This is a genomic window from Bacillus sp. XB1 (genome assembly GCF_053557995.1).
On sequence record NZ_JBNRIL010000002.1, the window covers coordinates 742,609 to 767,365 of the forward strand.

General features: G+C 35.8%; 32 protein-coding genes. 24 read left to right on the forward strand and 8 right to left on the reverse strand.

Features of this window, described 5'->3' with window-relative positions; genetic code table 11:
* Window positions 1-26: 26 nt before the first annotated feature.
* On the reverse strand, window positions 27-698 hold the full coding sequence (locus tag ACK1U5_RS19200; protein ID WP_001161465.1) for an SIMPL domain-containing protein: 672 nt from the start codon (window positions 696-698) through the stop codon (window positions 27-29).
* Between the two features lie 159 nt (window positions 699-857).
* On the opposite strand from ACK1U5_RS19200, the gene ACK1U5_RS19205 reads away from it, so the two are divergent.
* Together ACK1U5_RS19205 and ACK1U5_RS19210 are read left to right on the forward strand one after the other, a co-directional pair.
* Window positions 858-1,277: a MarR family winged helix-turn-helix transcriptional regulator gene (locus tag ACK1U5_RS19205; protein WP_001003305.1), complete on the forward strand. Its 420-nt coding sequence runs from the start codon at window positions 858-860 to the stop codon at window positions 1,275-1,277.
* A gap of 99 nt (window positions 1,278-1,376) precedes the next feature.
* Window positions 1,377-1,922: a hypothetical protein gene (locus ACK1U5_RS19210; RefSeq protein WP_000873778.1), complete on the forward strand. Its 546-nt coding sequence runs from the start codon at window positions 1,377-1,379 to the stop codon at window positions 1,920-1,922.
* A 195-nt stretch (window positions 1,923-2,117) separates the two neighbouring features.
* Here the strand turns inward: ACK1U5_RS19210 and ACK1U5_RS19215 are convergent, their stop codons facing one another.
* Genes ACK1U5_RS19215 through ACK1U5_RS19225 form a run of 3 tightly spaced genes read right to left on the reverse strand, consistent with a single transcriptional unit; the run spans window position 2,118 to window position 4,462 of the window.
* Complete coding sequence (locus tag ACK1U5_RS19215) at window positions 2,118-3,206, reverse strand: ABC-2 transporter permease (protein ID WP_044584826.1); 1,089 nt, start codon at window positions 3,204-3,206, stop codon at window positions 2,118-2,120.
* Window positions 3,196-4,077: an ABC transporter ATP-binding protein gene (locus ACK1U5_RS19220; protein WP_044584825.1), complete on the reverse strand. Its 882-nt coding sequence runs from the start codon at window positions 4,075-4,077 to the stop codon at window positions 3,196-3,198. The genes ACK1U5_RS19215 and ACK1U5_RS19220 overlap by 11 nt, the downstream gene beginning before the upstream one ends.
* On the reverse strand, window positions 4,043-4,462 hold the full coding sequence (locus ACK1U5_RS19225; protein WP_000548027.1) for a GntR family transcriptional regulator: 420 nt from the start codon (window positions 4,460-4,462) through the stop codon (window positions 4,043-4,045). The genes ACK1U5_RS19220 and ACK1U5_RS19225 overlap by 35 nt, the downstream gene beginning before the upstream one ends.
* A gap of 166 nt (window positions 4,463-4,628) precedes the next feature.
* On the opposite strand from ACK1U5_RS19225, the gene dacF reads away from it, so the two are divergent.
* From dacF to ACK1U5_RS19295, 14 genes are all read left to right on the forward strand, one after another.
* Window positions 4,629-5,819 carry a serine-type D-Ala-D-Ala carboxypeptidase DacF gene (gene dacF / locus ACK1U5_RS19230; RefSeq protein ID WP_000831998.1) on the forward strand — a complete coding sequence of 397 codons (1,191 nt, stop codon included), beginning with the start codon at window positions 4,629-4,631 and terminating at the stop codon, window positions 5,817-5,819.
* 169 nt (window positions 5,820-5,988) lie between these two features.
* Window positions 5,989-6,339, forward strand: a complete 351-nt coding sequence (gene spoIIAA / locus ACK1U5_RS19235) for an anti-sigma F factor antagonist (RefSeq protein WP_000059135.1) — start codon at window positions 5,989-5,991, stop codon at window positions 6,337-6,339.
* Window positions 6,340-6,780, forward strand: coding sequence for an anti-sigma F factor (gene spoIIAB, locus ACK1U5_RS19240; protein WP_001243398.1), 441 nt, complete (start codon window positions 6,340-6,342; stop codon window positions 6,778-6,780).
* A gap of 12 nt (window positions 6,781-6,792) precedes the next feature.
* Window positions 6,793-7,551, forward strand: coding sequence for an RNA polymerase sporulation sigma factor SigF (gene sigF, locus ACK1U5_RS19245; protein ID WP_000350728.1), 759 nt, complete (start codon window positions 6,793-6,795; stop codon window positions 7,549-7,551).
* 135 nt (window positions 7,552-7,686) lie between these two features.
* Entirely contained in the window at window positions 7,687-9,213 is a 1,527-nt protein-coding gene (locus tag ACK1U5_RS19250) for a sodium-dependent transporter (protein ID WP_000450089.1), read from the forward strand.
* Window positions 9,213-9,311, forward strand: coding sequence for a methionine/alanine import family NSS transporter small subunit (locus ACK1U5_RS19255; RefSeq protein WP_000016826.1), 99 nt, complete (start codon window positions 9,213-9,215; stop codon window positions 9,309-9,311). Before ACK1U5_RS19250 ends, ACK1U5_RS19255 begins: the two co-directional genes overlap by 1 nt.
* Before the next feature lie 116 nt (window positions 9,312-9,427).
* A complete protein-coding gene (locus ACK1U5_RS19260) occupies window positions 9,428-10,048 on the forward strand; it encodes a stage V sporulation protein AA (RefSeq protein ID WP_000438365.1) in 621 nt (206 codons plus the stop codon).
* Window positions 10,041-10,457 carry a stage V sporulation protein SpoVAB gene (gene spoVAB, locus ACK1U5_RS19265; RefSeq protein ID WP_000572936.1) on the forward strand — a complete coding sequence of 139 codons (417 nt, stop codon included), beginning with the start codon at window positions 10,041-10,043 and terminating at the stop codon, window positions 10,455-10,457. Before ACK1U5_RS19260 ends, spoVAB begins: the two co-directional genes overlap by 8 nt.
* Window positions 10,458-10,471: 14 nt before the next feature.
* The gene (spoVAC, locus tag ACK1U5_RS19270) at window positions 10,472-10,930 is read left to right on the forward strand and encodes a stage V sporulation protein AC (protein ID WP_000203810.1); all 459 of its coding nucleotides are present in this window, start codon (window positions 10,472-10,474) and stop codon (window positions 10,928-10,930) included.
* Window positions 10,931-10,943: 13 nt separating this feature from the next.
* Window positions 10,944-11,960, forward strand: coding sequence for a stage V sporulation protein AD (gene spoVAD / locus ACK1U5_RS19275; protein WP_001241163.1), 1,017 nt, complete (start codon window positions 10,944-10,946; stop codon window positions 11,958-11,960).
* A gap of 3 nt (window positions 11,961-11,963) precedes the next feature.
* A complete protein-coding gene (spoVAE, locus tag ACK1U5_RS19280) occupies window positions 11,964-12,314 on the forward strand; it encodes a stage V sporulation protein AE (protein WP_000345904.1) in 351 nt (116 codons plus the stop codon).
* 5 nt (window positions 12,315-12,319) lie between these two features.
* Complete coding sequence (locus ACK1U5_RS19285) at window positions 12,320-12,889, forward strand: stage V sporulation protein AE (RefSeq protein ID WP_001254415.1); 570 nt, start codon at window positions 12,320-12,322, stop codon at window positions 12,887-12,889.
* Entirely contained in the window at window positions 12,876-14,348 is a 1,473-nt protein-coding gene (gene spoVAF, locus ACK1U5_RS19290; protein WP_000165596.1) for a spore germination protein SpoVAF, read from the forward strand. Before ACK1U5_RS19285 ends, spoVAF begins: the two co-directional genes overlap by 14 nt.
* 97 nt (window positions 14,349-14,445) lie before the next feature.
* Window positions 14,446-15,249 carry a Cof-type HAD-IIB family hydrolase gene (locus ACK1U5_RS19295; protein WP_001987215.1) on the forward strand — a complete coding sequence of 268 codons (804 nt, stop codon included), beginning with the start codon at window positions 14,446-14,448 and terminating at the stop codon, window positions 15,247-15,249.
* 31 nt (window positions 15,250-15,280) lie between these two features.
* Here the strand turns inward: ACK1U5_RS19295 and ACK1U5_RS19300 are convergent, their stop codons facing one another.
* Window positions 15,281-16,147 (reverse strand): DUF1002 domain-containing protein, encoded by an 867-nt coding sequence (locus tag ACK1U5_RS19300; protein WP_000850515.1) that lies wholly within the window; start codon window positions 16,145-16,147, stop codon window positions 15,281-15,283.
* Between the two features lie 187 nt (window positions 16,148-16,334).
* Here ACK1U5_RS19300 and ACK1U5_RS19305 point away from each other — a divergent pair, with 187 nt between their 5' ends.
* Window positions 16,335-16,772: a peptidylprolyl isomerase gene (locus ACK1U5_RS19305; protein WP_000853782.1), complete on the forward strand. Its 438-nt coding sequence runs from the start codon at window positions 16,335-16,337 to the stop codon at window positions 16,770-16,772.
* A gap of 460 nt (window positions 16,773-17,232) precedes the next feature.
* Entirely contained in the window at window positions 17,233-17,601 is a 369-nt protein-coding gene (gene ribT / locus ACK1U5_RS19310) for a GNAT family N-acetyltransferase RibT (RefSeq protein ID WP_000908401.1), read from the forward strand.
* Between the two features lie 20 nt (window positions 17,602-17,621).
* Here ribT and ACK1U5_RS19315 read toward each other — a convergent pair whose 3' ends face one another.
* Together ACK1U5_RS19315 and ACK1U5_RS19320 are read right to left on the reverse strand one after the other, a co-directional pair.
* On the reverse strand, window positions 17,622-18,140 hold the full coding sequence (locus tag ACK1U5_RS19315) for a DUF309 domain-containing protein (protein WP_000283594.1): 519 nt from the start codon (window positions 18,138-18,140) through the stop codon (window positions 17,622-17,624).
* Window positions 18,141-18,239: 99 nt separating this feature from the next.
* Entirely contained in the window at window positions 18,240-18,335 is a 96-nt protein-coding gene (locus ACK1U5_RS19320) for a YjcZ family sporulation protein (protein WP_000510194.1), read from the reverse strand.
* 169 nt (window positions 18,336-18,504) lie between these two features.
* On the opposite strand from ACK1U5_RS19320, the gene scpA reads away from it, so the two are divergent.
* The 6 genes from scpA to phnF all read left to right on the forward strand — a co-directional run bounded on the left by scpA (window position 18,505) and on the right by phnF (window position 23,768).
* Window positions 18,505-19,248, forward strand: coding sequence for a segregation/condensation protein A (gene scpA, locus ACK1U5_RS19325; RefSeq protein WP_001199753.1), 744 nt, complete (start codon window positions 18,505-18,507; stop codon window positions 19,246-19,248).
* Between the two features lie 158 nt (window positions 19,249-19,406).
* A complete protein-coding gene (gene scpB / locus ACK1U5_RS19330; protein ID WP_000375170.1) occupies window positions 19,407-19,979 on the forward strand; it encodes a segregation/condensation protein ScpB in 573 nt (190 codons plus the stop codon).
* Between the two features lie 78 nt (window positions 19,980-20,057).
* The gene (locus tag ACK1U5_RS19335; protein WP_001214829.1) at window positions 20,058-20,960 is read left to right on the forward strand and encodes a ComEC/Rec2 family competence protein; all 903 of its coding nucleotides are present in this window, start codon (window positions 20,058-20,060) and stop codon (window positions 20,958-20,960) included.
* Between the two features lie 211 nt (window positions 20,961-21,171).
* Window positions 21,172-22,314 (forward strand): N-acetylglucosamine-6-phosphate deacetylase, encoded by a 1,143-nt coding sequence (gene nagA / locus ACK1U5_RS19340; protein WP_001987227.1) that lies wholly within the window; start codon window positions 21,172-21,174, stop codon window positions 22,312-22,314.
* 4 nt (window positions 22,315-22,318) lie between these two features.
* Window positions 22,319-23,107, forward strand: coding sequence for a glucosamine-6-phosphate deaminase (gene nagB, locus ACK1U5_RS19345; protein ID WP_001024210.1), 789 nt, complete (start codon window positions 22,319-22,321; stop codon window positions 23,105-23,107).
* The gene (gene phnF, locus ACK1U5_RS19350; RefSeq protein ID WP_021727649.1) at window positions 23,037-23,768 is read left to right on the forward strand and encodes a phosphonate metabolism transcriptional regulator PhnF; all 732 of its coding nucleotides are present in this window, start codon (window positions 23,037-23,039) and stop codon (window positions 23,766-23,768) included. The genes nagB and phnF overlap by 71 nt, the downstream gene beginning before the upstream one ends.
* Window positions 23,769-23,841: 73 nt before the next feature.
* Here the strand turns inward: phnF and ACK1U5_RS19355 are convergent, their stop codons facing one another.
* Window positions 23,842-24,648 (reverse strand): Cof-type HAD-IIB family hydrolase, encoded by an 807-nt coding sequence (locus ACK1U5_RS19355; RefSeq protein ID WP_000594244.1) that lies wholly within the window; start codon window positions 24,646-24,648, stop codon window positions 23,842-23,844.
* Between the last annotated feature and the right edge of the window lie 109 nt (window positions 24,649-24,757).

Below are 24,757 nucleotides of genomic sequence, written 5' to 3' on the forward strand. Positions count from 1 at the left end.
TAACGTTTACTTGTAAAGAGAATTCGTTATAAATACGTAAAAATAGCCCGTATGGATGAAATGATTTCTAATTCACCCGATTGAATGGGTGGGGCCGCTTGCGCATGTAAAGTAGCATAAGACGTAACCTCCCGTGGTAATTGGGCAGATTCTTCAACGAATGAGAGGGGAACAGGATTAATATTTAAATTATATGTACTCGCAATAGCACGAGCTTTTTCTACTGCTTGGTGCAGAGCTTGAATGAGAGCTTGCTCATAATATTTATTTGGATGAGATACTCGGAAACGTAACCCTTTTGCTACATTTGCGCCATTTGAAACGGCTATATCATATACTTCCCCAGCTTTTTGTACATTTAAAACGGTAATTTCATACAAATGCTCCACACGGTATCCTTGTAGCAATGCTTTATCATTTACATATTCGTATTGAGGAGTAATCGTATAAGAAATCGTTTCTATATCTTTATCGGCAATACCAAGCTGTTTAAGTGCATCCAGCAATTGTTTGGATTGCACTGCATTTTCTTCTTGAGCCTGTTTTACATTTTTATCATCTGTTCGAATGCCAAGCGTTAATATGACAACATTCGGTTTTGCTTTGACAACGCCTTCGCCTTGTACAGTAATAGTAGCTTCTTTACCAGTATTAGTTGTGCGTACGTTGTGTAAATAAGGATTCATTCCACCCTGCATTTTCCATCACCATCCTTTTTATATGTATATGTGTGAACAAAAAAGAAATTTATATGAAAAAAGTTACAGAAATGAGAATGTTGAGGAAAGAAAGCATGTACAACATAGGTATTTATAGATTATAATATGTGTAAATATGATAAAAAAGGGACGAGGCTATTGAACGAAAAAAGAGAAACGCTGATTTTAGATTTATCTGCATCATTTCGAAAAATGATACGTTTATTACAAAATGATATTAATACACGTTTTGCAGAACATATGCCATATAATGAATTTTCTGTATTACGTGCGTTATTTTTAAAGAGTCCACAGATGGCTTCGCAAATTGCGAGTGAAGTAAACGTAACCTCCAGTCATATTACAGCTGTTACAGATCGTCTCGTACGAAAAGGATTAGTAGAAAGAAAACGTTCTAATTCAGATCGTCGAATCGTGTACTTAGAAATTACAGAGCACGGAAGAGAAGTAACTGAAAAACTTGAAGCTGTGCGTAAAGAATATTATAAAGAGAGATTTAAAGGTTGGAGCGACCAAGAAATAGAAATGGTCTTAGAACTATTTGGCCGCGTATTATAATAAATGAGGATAGGAAGCGAAAGCATTCCTATCCTTTTTCTTTTGAATAAAAATATTTTGAAACTCCGATACTTTAATTAAAAGATCGGAGGAAAGATTATGAAATATATTGCTGCACTTACCATTTTATTTGGTGGTTTTTTCTATTTTCAAACATTCACGTACGCAGATACACCTATCCAAGTGGTACGAAAAGAAGTGAAGTACATTGAAAACGATAATACAGTCTTATATTCGAAATTATGGGTTCGTTCTATGCAAAACGCAGTATTATTCCACCATAGCGATAATATTCGTAATCAGGACACATTACGTAATGTAACAAGTTCATCGCTTGTTAAAGCGAAACAACTACCTTTTCAGAAAGCGGCCCTCTATATACCGAGATTATCGCAATACGTATCAAAAGCAGGAAAAGAAAACATTCAAGTATACTACATTGCGATTCACTATAATGTGAAAAAAGAAAATGCATATCAACTAGATGGCATGAACTATTTTCTACAAGTATTTGTGAAAGAGCGTGGGGAATGGAAAATTGCTGAAAGTGTAGTTGCACCGACAGAGCAAATTGTGCAAAATGGTGATGGATTTGGGATGAAAGAAGAGATGGTGTACGGAGATAGGAGAGAGAATGTGAAATAACCTCTTTATTTAGATAGGGACATATATAATAAAAAGCATTGCTCTTGTGCAATGCCTTTTTATTTAGTTCATATAAGAGTTAAATAATTCATAACATCTTTCTTTTGTCAGCTTCTATTAATGCCATTGTTCCGTGTTTATAGTTTCACATCTATGATGCTTTTGGAAACATGTATCCACCACCTTAATGCATATTTATTTCCCTACAAAAGCAAACTTCAATTTTAATAGACGTGTAAAAATGAAGTAACTTATGGTAGCGAATAGGAAAAATCCAACATAATAAGACAGAAGTGCATCTCGTCCGCCTAATATTCTACCACCAAGTAGTCCGAAGCATAGAACAGTGCAAATTATGAACCATTTTTGCAAGTTAGGAAACAATAGTATTTTTCCACTTTGTTCGTTCGGTGTACGTGTGTATAGAAAGGTTGCTATTGATAAAAAGGTAATGATGTAAGCAAATGGTGTTAATAGTGTCCAAGGAGAAGGTACAGAAATACGCTCCGTAGGATTGTCCTGTGATACACTGGGAAGTTTATTGCCATAGTCATCAAATGTTTCTATCGGGTGGTAATCATAAGTAATAGAAAAATATTCTAATGGTGAAATGATACCTATATGTTGTAAGTACTCATGAGTATGGTGCTCTATTTCTCCCATTGCATCTACAGACCATTGTGTGTGTGAATAAATGAATCCGGAAATTAACAATCCAAAACCGTATGGTAAAAATAATAGAATGATAGTTAAAATACTTTGAGAAAATATATGTCCAGTAAGAGTCCCGATAAATAAGGCGAATGTATAAATAGCGATAAGTACAACGGTAGCATATAGAAAGTAACTATAGAACGGAGCGAAGGTTTGATACTCATTGTGAAACGACATGTTCTTTATTCCGTACATGCTAATCCAGCAAACAATTTGTACTGTAATAATATTCAAAACACCAAGCCACCATTTTGTTAAAAAAATATCCTTTCGTTTAAAAGGCATCGAGAATAGAAAATCAGTTGATTGATTATTACGTTCCCATCCAATTAAAAGACAAGCGAGTGCAATTAGAGTAGCTCCTTGAAAGAAGACGGCACCATCAGATGTCTGAAAATAGTAGGAGTAGTAATATGCATAGTCACCAAACTTCATTTTTGATAGTTTTAGTTGCATTTGCGCTTCTTGATAATATTTATAAGGTAGTTGATATAAACTAGTTAACCAAAATAATAGAATTATATATTTTCCTTGCTTCCATTGCCTTATCCATAAAGCTTTATGAAACATGCGAATCCTCCTCAAACGTTGTGATAAAAATATCTTCGAGCGACATGGCTAATTCTTCAATGAGCAGTGGCTGTTCTTTATGAAACTTTTCTAATGTAGCTGCCACATTTCCCTCAATTAAGATTGTATATACTTTTCCTGTTTGATTTAATATTTTAATATTGCTTAAGTTTTCTAGTTTTTGAGGTAGTGAACGTTCATAAGCAACTTGTATTTTAGCAAATCGTGATTTTGCATCGTCTAGTGATGTAATAGACGAGATAGTATGGCCTTTTAATATAATAATTGTATCTGCAATTTGTTCTACTTCATCTAAATGGTGAGTGGAGATGAAAATGGTAATCTCTTTTTCTGCAACTTCTCCAACGAGAAACTGTAAAATTTTCCTTTTCACGATAGGATCAAGTCCATTTGTCGGTTCATCTAAAATGATATATTCTGCCTTTGTAGAAACGGCTAAAATGATGGCGAGCAGTGCTTTCATTCCTTTTGAATAACTACGAATTCGTTTATTTGGTAAGTTAAAACGTTCTAACAGTTCATAGAAATGTGTTTCATCAAATGCGGTATAAACTTCTTTATAAAACTTTACGATTTCTTTTATCGTATAGCCGTTCAGTATATTAGTAGAATCAGGAACATATACAATTCTTTGCTTTATTTCAGGAAACTGATGAATGTTTGTATCTTCATATGTAACAGTTCCCTCGTCTGGGTCTAAAATACCGACCATCGTTCGCAATAAAGTTGTTTTCCCCGCACCGTTTCTTCCGAGTAATCCGATGATACTCCCTCTTTGCAATGTGAAAGAAACATCGTCTAAAATTGTTTGATTATCAATTGTTTTCTTCAAGTTTGTCACTTTCAACATCCGTATTCCCTCCAATCTCTTTATAGTATGAATCTATCCAATCATGAATTTTATCTTTCGTAATACCAAGATAAGAGGCTTCTAATAGTAATTGATGAAATTGCTTTTCAACCATAGCGATTTTCCTTTCGTCTAATGTTGGGGTAATCGATTGGGATACAAATGTTCCTTTTCCTCGTAACGTTTCAATAATTCCTTGTCGCTCTAACTCTTGATACGCTTTACTCACTGTATTTGGATTTATAACGAGTAAAGAAGCGAGTTCGCGTACAGAAGGAAGTTTATCACTTGGAGCCAACATGTTTTTCAATACGAGTTCTTTTATATTTTGAACAATTTGTTCCCATATCGGAGTGTTGCTTCTTGGGTCAAGTTGAATATGCAAGAGCAATGTCTCCTTCCTCATATGTATTAAGTGTACTACTGTATGTAATACACTTAATACAATATAGGGGACGAATGTATTTGTCAACTGAAAATGTTAGAAAAATTTGGTATTAAAAAAAGGTAAATTGGAAAAAATAGGTCTGATATAGAATGGAGGGTTAGTCATGAAGCGAGTTTTTGGAATACTTGTTTGTTTCATGTTATTGCTTTCTGGAACTTCAGTGAGTTTCGCACAATCTGAGAAAACGAAGCAGGAGAAAACAGAAGAAACAACACCGAAGTTAGCGGAACAAGCGTCGTCAGCAATCGTAATTGAGCAAGATACAGGTAAAGTTTTATTTGATAAAAACCCAAATGAAAAATTACCACCTGCTAGTATGACAAAGATTATGACAATGCTTTTAATTATGGAACAAGTTGAAAAAGGAAAACTAAAACTGACCGATAAAGTTAGAGCGAGCGAACATGCAGCTTCAATGGGTGGATCGCAAATCTTTTTAGAACCTGGGGAAGAGATGACTGTAAACGAGATGTTAAAGGGTATTGCAATTGCATCTGGAAATGACGCATCTGTTGCAGTAGCCGAGCATATCGCAGGTTCAGAAGAAGGATTTGTAAATATGATGAACAAAAAGGCGAAAGATCTAGGGCTGAAAAATACACATTTTCAAAACCCAACAGGTCTTCCGGCCAAAGACCATTATTCGACAGCAAATGATATGGCTATAATGGCGAGAGAATTGATGAAGTATCCACTTATTCGTAAATACACAGGTAAGTACGAAGATTATTTACGTGAAGATACGGATAAAAAGTTTTGGCTCGTTAATACGAATAAGCTAGTACGTTTTTATCCTGGCGTAGATGGAGTAAAAACAGGTTTTACGACAGAAGCGAAATATTGTTTAACAGCATCGGCTGAAAAAAATGGCATGCGTGTCATTTCAGTTGTCATGGGAGCACCAACATCAAAAGAACGGAACAACCAAGTGACGAAGCTTCTTGACTACGCATTTGGTCAATATATGACAAAGAAATTGTATACGCGCGGCGAAAAAATTAAGACAGTTCAAGTAGGGAAAGGGAAAAAAGAAAAAGTAGATTTAGTTGCATCAGATAATGTTTCTCTTCTTATGAAGAAGGGCGAGAATATGGACAAGGTAAAACAAGAAGTAATTGCTGAAAAGAAAGTAAAAGCACCGATTAAAAAAGGTGACGCGCTTGGTACACTTGTTATTAAAAAAGATAAAGATGTTTTATTAAAACAAACAATTGTAGCAAAAGAAGATGTTGCTGCAGCGAGCTGGTGGGAGTTATTTAAAAGAAGTTTTGGGATGTTTTCAACATCAAAATAGCGGCAAATATTTTGCCGCTTTTCTATTCGTATGTAAGTGAATAATGCTGAAAGGTTTCACTTTATGACGAAATAGTTCTTCTTTTGTCAGCAGGAAGGATTCTTATTTTGTATCACGAAAATCTTTATGTATGTGAATAAGTAAAGTTTGAGCATAAGGAGGAAATCGTGTGAGTCTTTCCATGCAATTAGAAGTAAAACGTGACGTCCTATGTGTGAGACTAGAGGGTGAATTAGATCATCATACGGCTGAAGAGTTGCGAACGAAAGTAACAGATATGATTGAGACACATGGTGTTCATCATATTGTTTTGAGCCTAGAGAACTTATCTTTTATGGATAGTTCTGGTCTAGGTGTTATATTAGGCCGATATAAACACGTAAAGGGATTAGGTGGAGAAATGGTTGTTTGTGCAATTTCACCGCCTGTTAAGCGTTTATTTGAAATGTCGGGCTTATTCAAAATCGTTCGCTTAGAAGAAAGTGAAGCGCACGCGCTCGCGACGTTGGGGGTGGCATAGATGAGAAATGAAATGAACCTTCAATTTTCAGCATTAAGTCAAAATGAATCGTTCGCTCGCGTTACAGTAGCGGCTTTCATTGCACAACTAGATCCAACGATGGAAGAATTAACGGAGATTAAAACAGTTGTGTCAGAAGCGGTTACAAATGCAATTATTCATGGATACGAAGGAAATGCAGAAGGTATTGTTTATATTTCTGTAATTTTGGAAGAAGCAATGGTGAAACTCACGATTCGAGATGAAGGGATTGGAATCTTTAACTTAGATGAAGCGAGACAACCCCTTTTTACAACTAAACCTGAATTAGAGCGTTCCGGAATGGGATTTACTATCATGGAAAATTTTATGGATGAAGTAGAAGTTATTTCAAACGAATCTTTCGGGACAACAATCCATTTGACAAAATACTTATCAAATAGTAACGCTCTATGCAATTAAGGAGAATAGCCTATGGACATAGAGGTCAAAAATGAGAAGAAGAAACCTCAGTTAAAGGACCACGAGCTAAAAGCGTTAATTCAAAAAAGTCAAGATGGAGATCAACAAGCGAGAGATACAATCGTTCAAAGTAATATGCGCCTCGTTTGGTCGGTTGTACAGCGGTTTCTTAATCGAGGATACGAACCAGACGACCTATTTCAAATTGGATGTATTGGGCTCTTGAAATCGGTAGATAAATTTGATTTATCTTTCGACGTGAAATTTTCAACATATGCAGTTCCAATGATTATTGGTGAAATACAACGTTTCTTACGTGATGATGGATCAGTGAAAGTTAGTAGGTCTTTAAAAGAAACAGGAAACAAAATTCGAAAGATGAGAGATGAGCTTTCGAAAGAATTCGGAAGGGCTCCAACGATTAATGAAGTGGCAGAGGCACTAGAACTAACGCCAGAGGAAGTTGTTCTAGCACAAGAAGCGAGCCGGGCCCCTTCGTCTATACATGAAACTGTATATGAAAACGATGGAGATCCAATCACTATTTTAGATCAAATTGCAGATCAATCTGAAGCGAAATGGTTCGATAAAATTGCTTTAAAAGAAGCGATTAGAGAACTAGATGAACGAGAGCGCTTAATTGTATACTTGCGTTACTATAAAGATCAAACACAGTCAGAAGTAGCAGAGCGCATAGGCATTTCGCAAGTACAAGTTTCAAGACTTGAAAAGAAAATATTAAAACAGATGAAAGATCGAATAGACGAATAATTGTCTATTCGATTTTTTTATGCCGTTAATAGGAGAGAGATGTTAATTTTCGCAAAAATTAACAGAATTTATTGATAATTTAGTCAATTTAAAATATAATCCAAGTATGAACTTGTCATAAAGGGGGAAGGAAACATGGAAACGAGGCAACAATGGGGAACGAGAGCTGGATTTATTTTTGCAGCGGTCGGATCTGCCGTTGGATTAGGAAACATATGGCGTTTTCCTTATACAGCGTATGAAAATGGAGGAGGAGCATTCTTTTTACCGTACTTATTTGCATTATTAACGACTGGTATTTCATTGTTAGCGTTTGAGTTTGCCCTTGGTCATCGTCATCGTGGTTCAGCACCACTTACATTTTTCCGTATTAGCCCGCGTGCCGAATTTATTGGATGGTGGCAAATGTGCGTAACATTTATCGTTTCAACATATTATGCAGTGATTATTGCTTGGTCTATATCGTATACATACTTTGCAATTACTGGAGCATGGGGAAAAGACACGCAATCATTTTTATTTAAAGAGTACTTACATGTTGCAGATAAGCCAGGGCAATTTGGAGGACTTGTACCGGAAGTATTAATTCCATTAGCTCTCGTTTGGATTATTGTGCTTGGCGTTGCATTTAAAGGAGTTAAAAAAGGAATAGAAGTTGTTAACCGTATATTTATTCCTTTATTAGTTGTTATGTTCCTTATTATCGTCGTTCGTGCAGTGACGATGGAAGGTGCTATGCAAGGACTAGATGCATTCTTTAAACCAGATTGGAGTCGTATTTTTGATGGGAAAGTATGGCTTGCTGCTTATGGTCAAATATTCTTTAGTTTATCTTTAGCATTTGGAATTATGATTACGTATTCTAGTTATTTACCGAAAAACTCGGATACAACAAATAATGCCTTTATTACTGGATTTGCAAACTCAGGATTTGAATTATTAGCAGGTATTGGGGTCTTTGCAGCTCTTGGATTTATGGCGAATAATATGGGAGTACCGGTTGATAAAGTAGCAAGTGCTGGCGTTGGGCTTGCGTTCGTAGTATTTCCGCAAATTATTAATGAATTGCCGATGTCACCGTTGTTTGGTGTATTATTTTTCTTATCGTTAACGGTTGCTGGAATCACATCACTTATTTCACTCGCGGAAGTATGTTTTGCCGCTGTATCTGAAAAATTCAGTTTAAGTCGGGAAAAAACCATTGGAATTATGGGAACCCTTCTCGTGTTAGTTTCTCTTGTATTTGCAACACGTGGTGGGCTTATGTTCTTAGATGTTGTCGACTATTTCGCTAATAATTTCGGATTAATTACAATTGCACTTGCGGAAGTAGTGACGATAGGGCTCATTTTACGTCGTTTACCAGTTTATCAAAATCATGCAAACTTTGTATCTGATATTAAATTAGGAACGTTTTGGAGAGTAAGTTTACTCGTTATTACTCCGCTTATGTTAGGGTATATGCTAATTGATGGTACAATCCAAAACATTAAAAAGAATTATGGAGATTATCCGACTGAGTTTGTTGTAACGTATGGTTGGTCGATAGCAGCAGCCTTCCTTATCGTTGCGCTAATTATTAGTCTAAAGAAATGGAATGCACAAATACATTCGGATTCTGCCAAGCTTGAAAAAGAATGGAAAGATCGAGGTGTTTCATAATGAGTGGATCAGCAATTATGATGATGGTTATTGGAATAGTAGTCATTTGGGGAGGGCTTGCATTAAGTATTGCAAACTTATTTAAGAAAAAGGCATAAGTAAAAAACATCTGTACCGAAATGGTGCAGATGTTTTTTTTATGAAAAAATTGTATTAGAAAAAAATTCAATAACCATACTACAACTACGAGGAAGAGTGAAGGGGTGAATGAAAGTTGGAACAAACGATTTATATTAAAATGCGCAATCGTTTAAAAGTTTCTCCTACTTATGAAGTAAAGCTGGGCGATGTTGCTCAACTTGCCGGAGATTCTTCCGTAGTTGAGTTGTTACAAAATGAGATAGTTTACAAAATAACAGCGCATGATAAGACGCATGTTGTAATTGATGTTATGAAAGTAATTGAGATTATTCAACAGAAAGCATCTCATCTACAAATTAATTTACTCGGTTCTGGACAAACTCTTGTTGAAATTATATACGAAAAAAAGAAGGCGCACCCAATTTTTTTCGGGCTTGTATGGCTGTTACTTTTCATTGGAGCGGCCCTTGCGATCATTTATTTCCATGAAGATGTAAGTATGCAACAAGTACATCAACGGTTATATTACATGATTACTGGAGAATTTAATGCGCAACCACTTTTATTTCAAATTCCTTATTCTTTAGGTCTTGGTTTAGGGATGGTTTTATTCTTTAATCATGTATTTCAAAAGCGAATTAATGAAGAGCCAAGTCCGCTAGAAGTTGAGATGTTTCAATACCAACAGTCACTTGATCAGTATGTAATCGTTAATGAAAACAAGGATAATATGAAACAACTTACCGATGATTGAGTCTGGATTTGTTATTTTAATTGGTTTAGCTGGAGGGATTGCGGTAGGTAGCGGATATGTCGCATTTTTAGCTGTACTTGGTATAATCCCCCGTTTAGCCCAATTAACGAGAAGTGGAAAGCATATTCAATATTTTGAGTGGGCAGTCATTGCAGGTACTTTAACAGGGGCTTGGTGCAGTTTGAAAAACATTACATTTCAAACGTCGCAATATTGGCTCGTTATATTAGGGATATTTTGTGGCACGTTCATTGGAATGCTTGCTGCGGCATTAACAGAGGTGTTAAATGTTCTACCTATTTTAGCGAAACGAGTAGGGGTAGAGGGGAAGATTATTGTTTTACTCGTTGCTCTTGTACTTGGGAAAGTAATAGGATCGTTGTTTCACTGGATTTATTTCGTAAAGTAGGAGGCAGTATATAAATGACAAGTCAGAAATTGAAGGATGATTACATAAATAAAGTGAAGGAGTATCATCCAAAGCCAAACTATTTACTAAATTGTATCAAAGCATTTCTTGTAGGTGGACTCATTTGCACAGTTGGGGAAGTATTGATGAAATTTTATATACATTATTTTCACTTCAGTGAACAAGAGGCAGGAAACCCAACTGTTGCAACCCTTGTTTTATTATCCGCGATTTTAACAGGGTGTGGTGTATATGATAAAATCGGTCAATTTGCTGGAGCAGGATCAGCGGTACCGGTAACAGGATTTGCAAATTCTATGGCGAGCGCTGCCTTAGAACATAAGAGCGAAGGGGTTGTTCTAGGGATTGCTACAAATATGTTTAAACTGGCAGGAAGTGTGATTGTATTTGGGGTTGTTGGTGCATATATCATTGGGTTAATAAGGTATACCTTTAAAATTTTTATGTCTTAAAGGAGGGGCTAGTATGAGGTTGACCGGAAAACAAACGTGGGTATTTCAAAATGATATATATGTGAATGCAACGGGTACTGCTGTCGGTCCGAAAGAAGCTGAGGGCCCTCTTGGGAAAAAATTTGATATTTCATATGATGACTTGCATTGTGGAGAAGAAAATTGGGAGCTCGCCGAACGAAGATTAATGTCAGACTCAATTCAACAAGCAGTGCAAAAAGGGAATATAAAAACATCGCAAATTGATTTCTTTTTAGCGGGAGATTTATTAAATCAAACAGTGACAGCAAATTATGTTGCGCGTAAGTGGGGCATTCCTTTTTTAGGAATGTTTAGCGCTTGTGCAACGTCTATGGAGACTTTAGCAGTTGGCTCAGCTTTTATAGACGGTGGATTTGCAAATCGTGTCTTAGCTACAGTAAGCAGTCATAATGCAACGGCTGAAAGACAATTTCGCTATCCAACAGAGTACGGTGGGCAAAAACCAGGGACAGCAAATTCAACTGTGACTGGTGCAGGATCTATATTAATTAGCAATGAAAAAAGTGCAATTAAAATTACGTCAGCTACAATCGGAAAAGTGCAAGATTTAGGAATTACAAATCCTTTGGATATGGGGGCAGCGATGGCTCCAGCAGCAGCTCATACAATTCAACAACATTTTGAAGATTTAAGAAGAAGTGCCGATGATTATGATTTGATTGTTACGGGTGATTTATCAGCTGTTGGGACGCCGATTGCGAAACAACTTTTACTTGAGGAAGGTTATGATCTTGGGCATATATACAATGATTGTGGATTGATGATTTATGAATCAAGTCAAGAAGAAGTGTTTGCAGGTGGTAGTGGTTGCGCTTGTTCAGCAGTTGTTACGTATGGCCATTTATTACACGAGATGCAAAAAGGGAATTTACAACGAATTTTTGTCGTTGCGACTGGTGCATTATTAAGCCCGATGATGATGCAACAGAAGGAAACGATTCCAACAATTGCACATGGTGTCGTATTTGAGAGAGTTAAAGGAGAGTGAATTGTGGATTTTATATATGCATTTCTTGTAGGTGGAGCTATTTGTTTAATTGGGCAACTATTGTTAGATTTCGTAAAGTTAACACCAGCTCATTTAATGGCAACTTTTGTAGTCATCGGAGCAATTTTAGATGGATTTGGATTGTACGATAAACTAATAAAATTTGCAGGTGCTGGAGCGACAGTCCCTATCACAAGTTTTGGACATTCACTATTGCACGGAGCAATGCATGCAGCAGAAAAACATGGATATTTAGGAATTGGTATTGGCATGTTTAGTTTAACGTCTGCGGGCATTTCCGCAGCGATATTGTTTTCATTTTTTATAGCACTTATATGTAAACCGAAAGGATAAATCAAATGAGACGAAGGGTTGTTTTGGTCACAGATGGAGATGAATATGCAAAGCGGACAATTGAGCTTTTAACGAAGGAATTTGGGGGAAGGTGTATTTCAGCATCACAAAGTAATCCAACCAAATTGACAGGGAAAAAAGTTGTTGAGCTTATTATGCAAACGCCATATGACCCTGTATTTGTCATGTTTGATGACAGTGGATTTATTGGAGAAGGATCTGGTGAAAAGGCATTAAAATATGTGGCTACCCATAAACAAATTGATGTGCTCGGTATTTTAGCAGTAGCGTCTAATACGCATCATTGGGAATGGGCACGTGTAGATGTAAGTGTAGATCGGAACGGGAATTTAACCGAATACGGTGTTGATAAATTTGGACTTCCAGATGGTGAAATTGGCAGGATTAGCGGAGATACAATATATTGTTTAGACGATTTAAATGTTCCTGTCATTGTTGGAGTCGGTGACATTGGTAAGATGTGTGGAAATGATGAATGGGAGAGGGGATCACCTATTACGAAGAAAGCAATTCAATTAATTTTGGAAAGGAGTGGTTTTTATGACGAAGCCTAAAAAAGTGGATATCCCTATATCAACTTTCATAAGTGACAATGAAAATTATTTAAAGCAGACAGTTGGACTAGGCGTTACATACGATGTCGGCATTCGTAAATTTCAAATTTTGAATAAAGAAATTGGTGTGTTATTTGTAAACGGACTTTGTGATACAAATTATATTATCCCTATTTTAGAAGAAGCGGTGGATACAAATGAGATAAGGGATGTAGAAGAAGATACAGTGAAGCTTTTAGAGAATCGCTTAATCCATCAACAAGTAAGTAAAGTGAAAACGATGGATGAGGTAATGCTCCAAGTATTATCAGGACTGATCGTGATATTTGTGGAAGGTGAAACGGAAGCGTTCGCGATCGATGTTCGTAGTTATCCAGGGCGAACACCGACAGAACCGGATACCGAAAAGGTAGTACGAGGTGCGAGGGATGGATTTGTTGAAAATATCGTTGTAAATACAGCGTTAATTCGTAGGAGAATTCGAGATCCACGTCTTCGAAATGAAATGGTTCGAGTAGGAGATAGATCGCAAACGGATATTTGTATTACATACGTTCAAGATGTTGCAAATCCAGATTTAGTAAAGATTATAAAACAAGAATTAAATAACATCGATGTAGATGGAATTACGATGGCGGATAAAACAGTAGAAGAATTTGTTGTAAAGCAAAGCTATAACCCATTCCCACTTATTCGATATACAGAAAGGCCAGATGTAGCAGCAAATCATCTACTAGAAGGACATGTGTTAGTACTTGTTGACACATCGCCAAGTGCTATGATTACACCGACAACATATTTTCATCATTTACAGCACGCGGAAGAGTTTAGACAAAATCCAGCTGTCGGTACATTTTTACGCTGGGTGCGCTTTTTAGGTGTTATATTCTCGTTATTTTTATTACCATTTTGGTTAGTGTTTGTATTTGATCCAACTCTTTTGCCAGCAAATCTTGCTTTTATTGGACCGACTAAGATGACGCATTTACCAATTTTATTACAGGTGTTAATGGCAGAGGTCGGACTTGAGTTTTTAAGGATGGCAGCCATTCATACTCCAACGCCGTTATCGTCTGCAGCAGGGTTAATTTCCGCTATATTAATTGGTCAAATTGCAATTGATGTAGGTTTGTTTGTGCCAGAAGTAATTTTGTATGTAGCAGTTTCGATGGTTGGTGCATATGCAACACCGAGTTATGAACTAGGATTAGGGAATAAGGTTGGGAAATTGTTTGTTATTATTTTAACAGGTCTCTTCCATGAGATGGGATTTGTAATTGGTATGACGATATTAATTTTATTTTTAACGTCTATAAAAAGTTTACAAACACCTTATTTATGGCCGTTTTTACCATTTGATTGGGGCGCGTTAACAAAAATTTTACTCCGTCCAACGATGTCTAGTTTAAAAGTACGACCAAGTATTGTAAGACCTCAAAATGTAAAAAGACAAAAATAAACGGGATTATACACCCGTTTATTTTTTTTAGCAAAAATTTATTATTTTTTAACAAAAATCAAACATTTTTTGTGTACACTTAGAGTAGATATTGTGTATGAAAGGGGAAGAGGACATGATTAAATTATTTGTAAGTGATTTAGATGACACGCTCGTTTACGATGTGAATCATATGCAAAAAGAAGATGAACGTGCGCTGTGTTGGTTAGCTGAGAAAGGGACAAATATTTGTTTTGCCTCTGGCCGCTTTACACACAGAATTGATGAAGTTGTAAAAAGGTTTGCATTCCCATATTACACAACTGGCTTAAATGGAGCGACAATGTTACTTCCAGATGGAAATTTATTTCATGAATCGAGTTTTGAAAATGTGGTTGCCCAGGAAATATATCGATATATACATAAAAAAGGACTAGCGGATATTGTTTGTGCAAATGAGCAGCGATATACAAAAAGGAAGAATGAACATCACCATAATTTTGAAGCATATATGGGCGTGCATATCGCTGAAATTGAAGCGTTAGAAGAAGAGTTTGGTAAGACTGTACACCCTGCAAAATTGTTTGTTTTTGGAGAAGAAGAGAAAATTGTGACGTTAGATCAAGAGCTACGAGATACGTTTCAAGGCGAAGCGGAAGTTTTTATATCAGGTAAACGCTATGTTGATATTATGCCAAGAGGCGTGAGTAAGGGGAGTGCTCTAAAGCGACTAATGGATCATTTGCAAATTGAAGCAAATGAAGTTGCTTGTATTGGAGATTCTTTCAATGATATTTCTATGTTTGAAGTAACCCCGCATTCATTTACTCTTCATCATGCCCATCCATATGTAAAGGAGAAAGCAAATCATATAGTGCGTTCGGTTGAAGAGGCTGTTATGAAATTACCGTTACTTGTATAAAAAAGAAGCCCGTCATTGGCGGGCTTCTTTTTTACTTGAATAAAGATTTAACAAAATCAATGATACTTGAGAAGAAATCTTTCACTTTATCTAGAAAACTTTGCCCTTCTTCAGATCCTAAAAAGGCAGAAACATGTTCTTTTGCTTTGTTTAATTGACTACCAACTTGATTCCAATCGATATTAAGATTCTTCATTTTATCAAATAACGATACTAAGTTATCTAACTGTTCATCTGTTAATGTAATGCCGAGTTGGTCAGCAATTTTTTTAATTAATGAACGTAAATCTTCTGTTGTTTTTGGCTGTTCTTTTGCAATTTCTTCTTTAATTTTTGCAACAAGTTGAACTGCTTTTTCTTCACCAATTTTATCACCAAGCTGGGCTGTTTGTACCATTTCTTCATTCGCTACTTTTTTAACTTCTTCAGGAATTTGTTTATTGGACGCAGTTTCGTATGCTTTCATTAATCCAGTTAAAGCTGCAGTTCCTGAAACTTTAAAAGGTGCAGTAATTTGAATTTCTGCATCTTTTACACCTGCTGTAATCAAAGCGTTAGTGTACATTGCATCTGTTACCCAGTTAATGTTCTTTGATCGTACAATAAGACCAGATCCTGGTTTTGTGTATGTAATCATAGAAGAAGAAATTGCTCTCGTACCAATTTGTGCTTTTGGAACAATGCCTTCTAGAAATTTATGTTCTTCCGCATTAGATACAGTGATAATTGTAGCATCTTTTGGTGCTTTCATTTCTTTTAACAGATCTTGTTTTTGTTGTTCGGATAAGTTCTCTCCTAATGTAACAATTGATTCTCCCTCGATGATGTCTGCAAATGAAGCTGTTGGCATCATAAATACCGTTACAGCTAATAGCAGAGCTAATAATTTCGTTTTCACGAAAAATCGCTCCCTTTCTCTTTCTAAAATTTTCGGGCAACAAAGTTATTATAGTATATATTTCTTATTTGTCACCTAGCTTTTTCCACATTTCAAAAAAGAAGTATCTAGATTGTCGGATTCTTTTTGTTTCTAGTCATGAATGTGGTAATATAGTGCTGAGATAATTGAAAGGAGACATATACGCATGAAAACTTTAGGATACATATTAATGGAAAACGGTGAAAAAATCGACTTGGAATTTTTCCCAGAAGAAGCACCGAAAACAGTAGAAAACTTTAAAAAATTAGCAGAGCAAGGATTTTATGACGGTGTTACATTCCACCGTGTTATTCCTGGCTTCGTAAGCCAAGGTGGAGACCCAACAGGTACAGGTGCAGGTGGCCCAGGTTACTCTATTCCATGTGAAACTGATGGAAACCCTCATAGACACCTTGTAGGGTCACTTTCTATGGCTCACGCTGGCCGTAACACAGGCGGTAGCCAATTCTTTATCGTTCATGAGCCACAACCGCATTTAGATGGTGTTCATACTGTATTTGGTAAAGCAACAAGCGGTATTGAAACAGTATTAAAAATGCGTCAAGGCGATGTAATGAAAGAAGTTAAAGTTTGGGAAGAATAAGGTAAGGAAAAAGAGAGCTTTTGCTCTCTTTTTTATTTTTAATGAGATTGAGTACTTCTTCTACAGCTCATCATACAAGTAGTATTGTTGCTAAAATATATTGCTTGTGAGAACAAACCTTTAACCAATTACATACAATACATTACATTATATGTTTCAATAAATATTTTTTGTTATATTAATTTTGCTAGAATTGTGCTGCTTTAGGGTAACTATAAATGAAGTGCTGTTGAATGATATGTTTCTTTCCATTCCATATAAAATTTTCTTTTTTTAACTCTATTTATTAAAGGAATAGTGCTGAAACATAGATTTGACTTTCTTCTTTTCGCTTTGTATGATTATCAAGTTGTTTTAGACTCTTCTCACTCTGTTGAAAATATTGTAAAATGAATGTGATATGAAAAGAGTGATTGAGGGGATTACTAGTTTGTAACTTTTGTAAGAAGGGATAAGGGTTATGTTAATTCGTTTTAAAAAAAGTTATGAAAAAATTGCAATGGGGCTTCTTTCGTTTATGCCAACTGAAAAAGATGTGAAAACATTACAATTGACAATGAAAGAATATGAAGCAAAAGATGATTGGCAATTGTATTTGTGGAAAGAAAATGAAGATTTTGTTGGAATAATGGGGATTGTAAAAAAAGAGAATCAAGTATTAGAAATTCAGCATTTGAGTGTGAACCCGTCTCACCGTCATGTGGGGATTGGGACGAAGATGGTTCAAGAGTTAAAGAGTAAATTTCTTGAGTTTACAATTTGCGGAAATGAGCAAACGGCAAGTTTTTGCGAAAAATGTAAAGGGCTAGAACAAAATATACATTCGTGAAAGCAGAGATAAGTAGTTTATTATCTCTGCTTTCTTTTTTGTAATTGTTCGTTTCGTTCAGTAATGACCTCTGTGCGATCACGCATAGTGTGCTTGTTTATAATATATTCACCTGGGATAGCATTCAAGTCTTTCCAAGAGAGGTTTTGTTTTTGACATAACTTTATGCACTGCTTCTCTAACGATGGATCTGATAAGGGTAAAAATAAAGGTACAAAACGTTCTTTTTTATGGATAGATTGCAATCTTTCATTGAGCAAGGAAAGAAGTTGTACTTGATTAATTCCTAAACGTTGTAAAGGCACACCGCTTTTTTCTAAAATTGTGATTGCGCTTTTCATCATTTTTGTGGAACCATTCCAATTAGCACGTCTTTGGTGGTATAAAGAAACTGCGATTTGAATGAGACCAACTAAGTAATGATCACGATTACCTCTTGGTTTTGTTTTCCAATACTCTTCTAGTATTTCGTGGCATTCAAAATAGTCATAATCTCCATGGAAATGAATTAAAAATTGTATGTATTCGGTAGGATACATGTTTTCTCGCTCCTATCTAACGGTTATACATATAAGTGTATCATAGAAATATGAACAATAAACGACTAGGAGGTTTCCCCCTAGCCGTTATTGTTCATATTAGCAGAAGCAAGCTGCTCCTACAATAATTAGTAAAATAAACAGTACAACAAGTAATGCGAACCCACCGCTAAAACCACAATCAACGTGACCCATAGTTTTTTGACCTCCTACATTGTTCTTACTACACTGTTATCATATGAAGTGGTGGGCATGATGACATAGGCATCGGTCTATTTTTAATTAAATTTCTTAAAAAGGTTGGATAGAACATGAGTATGCTCTATACTTATGTTGTTATAGAAAAAATGTGGTGGGATGCTTTGTGCAATATAATTTTAAAGTAGAGGCTTTTGAAGGGCCGTTAGATCTATTGTTACATTTAATACATCGTTATGAAATTGATATATATAATATTCCTGTAGCAGATATTACAGAGCAATATTTATCTTATGTGCATACGATGAAAGAACTTCAATTAGATGTTGCAAGTGAGTATTTAGTAATGGCTGCAACGTTATTACAAATTAAAAGTAAGATGTTGTTGCCGAAACATGAAGAAGATGTACTTGATAACGGTGATGATTTTATAGATGATCCTCGTCAAGAATTGATGGAGAGGTTAATTGAATATAAGAAATATAAGCAAGTTGCTACTGAGTTAAAAGAAAGAGAACAAGAAAGAGCACAGCTATATACACGTCCACCAATTGACTTTACATCGTTGCAACAAGAAGAGGAGACAAGCTTACCTCTTGATGTTACGTTATATGATATGCTAGCAGCATTTCAAAAATTAATGCGCCGTAAAAAGGCAAAAAAACCTGTAACAACACGTATTACTCGTCAAGAAATACCAATTGAACAGCGAATGACTGATATTTTAAAGCAGTTAAAAATAAAGGGTGGTCGCCAAAGTTTTTATGATTTGTTTGTTGATGATGAACGTGAAATAATGGTTGTAACATTTTTAGCAGTTCTGGAACTTATGAAAAATCAACAAATCATAATTGAGCAAGAACATAATTTTGATGAAATTTTCGTATCAAGCTCTAATAAATCTGCATAGAGCAAGTATGTGAAAATGGGATAGAAACATTTTATCTCATGCTATGTTTTAATGTATCGTTTGGAACAAGAGAAAAAATATTGAACCGAACGCATTAATTGTGATTCGGTTTTTTGATGTGTATTTTTATGGGAAAATAGAAGGAAGGAGCTCGTGAAATGGATAGGAAAGAACAAAAGTCAATTATTGAAGGCCTTTTATTTGTTTCTGGTGATGAAGGGATTTATCCAGAACAAATAGCAAAAGTTCTTGAAATTGAAATGAATGAAGTAATTAATATTTTAGAAGAAATGCAACAAGAATGTGAAGGTGCAAACCGTGGTTTGCAAATTGTACAGTATGCAAAAGTATATCGTTTTGCTACAAAGAAAGAACATGCTTCATATTATCAAAAATTAATAGATACACCAACAGCTGCTTCACTCTCACAAGCTGCCCTCGAAACTTTAGCGATTGTTGCATATCGCCAACCAATCACAAGGACTGAAATGGAAGAGATTAGAGGAGTTAAAACCGATAAGGCGTTACAAACGTTGGTTTCACATTTACTTATAAAAGAAATGGGAAGAGCAGAAGGACCAGGGCGTCCTATTTTATACGGAACAACAAAAGAATTTTTGGACACATTTGGATTGAAAACATTAGATGATTTACCACTGCTTTCTGAAGAGAATGAACAAATGAATGAAGCAGATTTATTCTTCGGTTCCTTACAAGAGATATCGAAATAAAAGCTTAGCATTTTGCTAAGCTTTTTTTGTATATCAATTATTTACAGTGCCATACTAAATGAAAAAAGGAGACGAGTTATGAGAGGTATGCGGATTATTTTATTATTAGTTTCTGTTTTATTATGTTTTTCTTTAAATAGCGCATCAGCTAAAAGGTATATGATGTCCATTCATACTACGTCTCCTTTACATATGCATCGGCAACATCTTAGTAAAATGAAAGTGAGCTTTTTAAAAGTGGGGCAAGGTGACGCAACACTTATTATAATGCCAAATGGACAAACAATGTTAATTGATGGAGGACCTTATGAAGCAGGAGAGGTTATTATTCAGAAATTAATTGAGAAAGGGATTAATCATTTAGATGTAATTGTCAGTACGCATCCCGATATGGATCACATAGGGGGGTTAATTCCAATTGTAGAGCAAATGCCGGTATCGCTTATATTAGATAGCGGAAAAACATATAGTTCTCTTACTTATCATACGTATCGGAATAATATTAAAAAAAGAGGGATACCTTTCGTTTCAGTAAAGGAAGGACAATATATACCGCTGGATCCACATGTTTCTATACAAGTATTAAACAACGGGAAATCAAAAGATGAAAATAATGAATCCTCAATTGTTTTAAAGGTGCGATATGGAAAAGCGGATTTTTTATTAATGGGTGACGCGGATGTACGGACAGAACATGAAATATTAAAACAATTTGATGTCCATGCAGATGTGTTAAAAGTGGGGCATCACGGCTCATATACTTCAACAAGTGAAACGTTTATAAAAAAAGTGGAACCGCAGTTTGCTATTTTGTCGTACGGGAGTAGTAATCCGTATGGACATCCTCACCAAAGTGTAGTGAAACGCTTAAAAAGGCACGGTATAATGGTATATAGAACGAATAAACGTACAGTAGAAATGGAAACAGATGGTGAACATATTATGTTAGAATCTAGCGGGTTAATGCCATTATTGAAGTGATTTCTAGATTAGGGGGCGATACTGTCCCTTTTTGGAAAAATGAATAATATATATTATAATTATAAGAGACGTAAGAAATTTCCTTTTCTGTTGAATAAAAAGGAAATTTCATTAGAATGTATAGACAACTACTCGTGCGTATATTAAGATGGAACTAGGCGAATAAGGTAATAATAACAAGTAGGTAATTCATGGGAAAGGATCGATGAAAATGAAAACGCAAATTGTCATCAATGCCAAAATTTACACAGGTCAAGAAATAGTGGAAAACGGATTTATTCGTTACGCAGAAACCATTAAAGAAATTGGTTTGATGGCTCAATATGTACCACAAGAAAATGAAACTGTTTTTGATGCTACAGGGAAGATTGTAATTCCAGGTATGATCGATGTTCATATTCATGGTGGATACGATATTGATGCGATGGATGCAAATAGCGATGGGTTAGTAACTCTAGGTAAAGAAATGTTAAAAGAAGGGGTTACAACTTACTTCCCAACAACAATGACACAAGCTCCAGAGGCAATTGAAGCAGCGTTAACTGCTGCAAAAGAAGCAAAAGAAAAAGGAGCGCATTTCGAATATATTCACTTAGAAGGACCTTATGTTTCAAAGAAACGTGCAGGTGCACAACCACTTGAACATATCGTTCCTGCAAATATTGAGCAATTTAAACAATGGCAAGAAGCAAGTGGGAATTTAATTAAATTAGTAACATATGCACCAGAAGAAGAGGGAGCGTTAGAGTTTGAACAATATCTTGCTGAAACTGGTGTAGTTGGCACAATGGGGCATACAGATGCAATTGATGCGCAACTAAAAAATAGAAAGATTACACATGCGACACATTTATACAATCAAATGCGTGGATTACATCACCGTGAACCAGGAGTTGTTGGTCATGTGTTATTAAATCCAGATGTAATGGTTGAAGTAATTACAGATGGCATTCATATTCACCCTGATATGGTGAAATTAGCATATAAGTTAAAAGGACCAAAAAAAGTAAGTGTTATCACTGACGCAATGCGTGCAAAGGGTCTTGAAGATGGATTATATGAGCTTGGCGGACAGCCAGTACATGTAAAAGATGGTAGTGCTCGATTAGAAGATGGAACATTAGCTGGTAGTATTTTAAAAATGGATCAAGCTTTCCGAAATGTAATTGAATTTACAGGTTGTTCAATCGAAGATGCAGTACTGATGACATCAGTTAACCAAGCAGAAGAGTTTGGATTAAATAATAAAGGTGCATTAGCGGTAGGAAAAGATGCAGACTTTGTTGTGATGAATGAAGATTTACATGTATATGATACGGTTCGTTTAGGAATTCATATGAAGGAAGGGAAGTAATTAAATGAATATTCTTGTTGTAAAAACTCCAGAAGAACTAGCAGAAGCAGGTTATAAATTAATTGAAGAAGTTGTAAAAACAAAAGAAAATCCAACGTTAGGAATGGCTACAGGAAGCTCTCCATTAGGTATTTATGCAGAAATGCGAAAAAATAAACTTGATACAAGCCGTGTAACCACTGTAAACTTAGATGAGTACGTAAATTTACCACATGAAGATAAAAACAGCTATCATTATTTCATGCAAGAACAGTTGTTTGATCATCTTCCATTTAAACAAACTTATGTACCAAACGGGATGGCAAGTGATTTAGAGGAAGAGTGCAAACGTTACGAGAGCATTCTAGCTGCTAACCCAGTTGACCTACAGATTCTTGGAATCGGTGAAAACGGTCACATCGGATTTAATGAGCCAGGAACACCGTTTAATTCTCCAACAAACATTGTTGAATTAACAGAATCTACACGCCAAGCAAACCTTCGCTTCTTCGAAAAAGAAGAAGATGTGCCAACTCATGCGATTACAATGGGAATTGGAAGCATTATGAAAGCGAAACAAGTTCTACTAGTTGCTATGGGTTCTAAAAAGGCAGAAGCTGTTAAAGAATTATTGCAAGGTGAATATAGTGAAGAGTGTCCGGCTACAGTTTTACAACGTCATCCGAATGTAACCGTAATCGCTGATCAAGAAGCTCTATCTTTATGCAGTGAGGCGATTGCTGATGAACATCGACAAGTATTCACCATTTCCGATCTATTATCAGATTCAAGAGTGGGTGAAACAGCTAATTGAGGACGGCGAATGGAAGCCGGGAGATAAAATCCCATCTGAGAATGAACTTTGTGATAAGTTCGAAGTGAGTCGAATGACAATCAGACAGGCGATTAATAATTTAGTGGAACAAGGCTATTTATATCGGAAGCGTGGAATTGGAACATTTGTCCAACTTCCGAAAGTGGAACAAAAATTGCAAGGAATGACGGGATTCACAGAAGACATGATTTCTCGTGGGATGAACCCAAGTAGTCAATTACTTAGTTTCCGCCTAGTTCCAGCTACTGCGAAAATAGCAGACCGGTTGAGAATACAGGAGGGGGAATCGGTTTATGAAGTGAGGCGTATTCGCTTAGCTGATGATGAACCGATTGCTTTTGAGACGACATATTTGTCGCCAGCTCTTGTAAAAGATATTAACGAAGAGATATTGCAACAATCTTTATATGAACATTTAGAGAAAAAACTGGGCTTTAAACTTGTTAGCGCTACTCAGTCAATTGAAGCTTCCGTTGCGACGGAAAATGAAGCTGAACATCTGCATATTCCTAAAAAGGCGCCTGTACTTGTAATGCGTCAATGGTCATATTCAGAAGGTGAGGTACCGCTAGAGTACGTGAAATGTATTTATCGTGGAGATCGTTATAAATTTATTACGAATATCGCACGTAACAAATAGTATATTTCAGTTTGTGAAGTACAGTGGAATTGAAAATGGTTAACATGTAAAGAAATAAAAATACGACTCATCCTTATAAGGAATGAGTCGTATTTTTATTATGAGCAATTACGTGGTTAACAGCATCTTTGACGTGATTTACTACATAGTGAGCGTGATTTTTTACTGCATCATCTGCTTGTGACATAGCAAAACTGTGAGGAGTTAAAGAAAACATAGGAATATCATTGTAAGAATCCCCTATACAAGCAATTTCCTCAGGTTTTATTTGAAACTCATTTAATAAAACAGAAATGGCAGAGCCTTTACTAACATTCGGTGGCATTACATCTAAACATTGTTCTGCTGAGATGAAAGTACTAACTTTCCCGTGGAATTTTTCATCAATTTTTTTCTGAAGGAGTTGCAAGCTCTCCTTTGTTCCACCGACAGAAATTTTATTTGGGAAAATTGTATCATCAATCTTCTGTAGTAAGTTTGGTTCTTCAACAGAAGTCATAGTTACTTGTTGTTCAAGTTCTTGAATAAAAGGTGTTTTCTCTTCAATGTAATAATTATGCTCATCACTTACATAACGGAAATAAGGATCTTCATTCGTCATAGCTAACAAATCGGGAAGTATGCTGGAATCAAAAGTTGCAGATAATAGTTGTTTATTTTCATGTGTATATACAAAAACACCATTTACACTAATGCGATGAAAATTTGTATTTACAGCTTTCATTAAGTCTGCAATTTCATTATCAAGTCTTCCGGAAGCGAAGCAAAGAATAACATTTTGTTCGGCAAGGCTGCGTAGTGCCGCAACATCTTGTTCATCAATAAGACCTCCGTGTTGCATCATTGTACCATCGATATCACTTACAAACATTTTAATCATGCTGTTATCTCCTTTCTATGTACAGTTGCTCTTACATTATACGCATCATATATAAACATGTCTAAAAAATGAATTTTTATTAAATGGCAGATGTTTTACATTGACGACA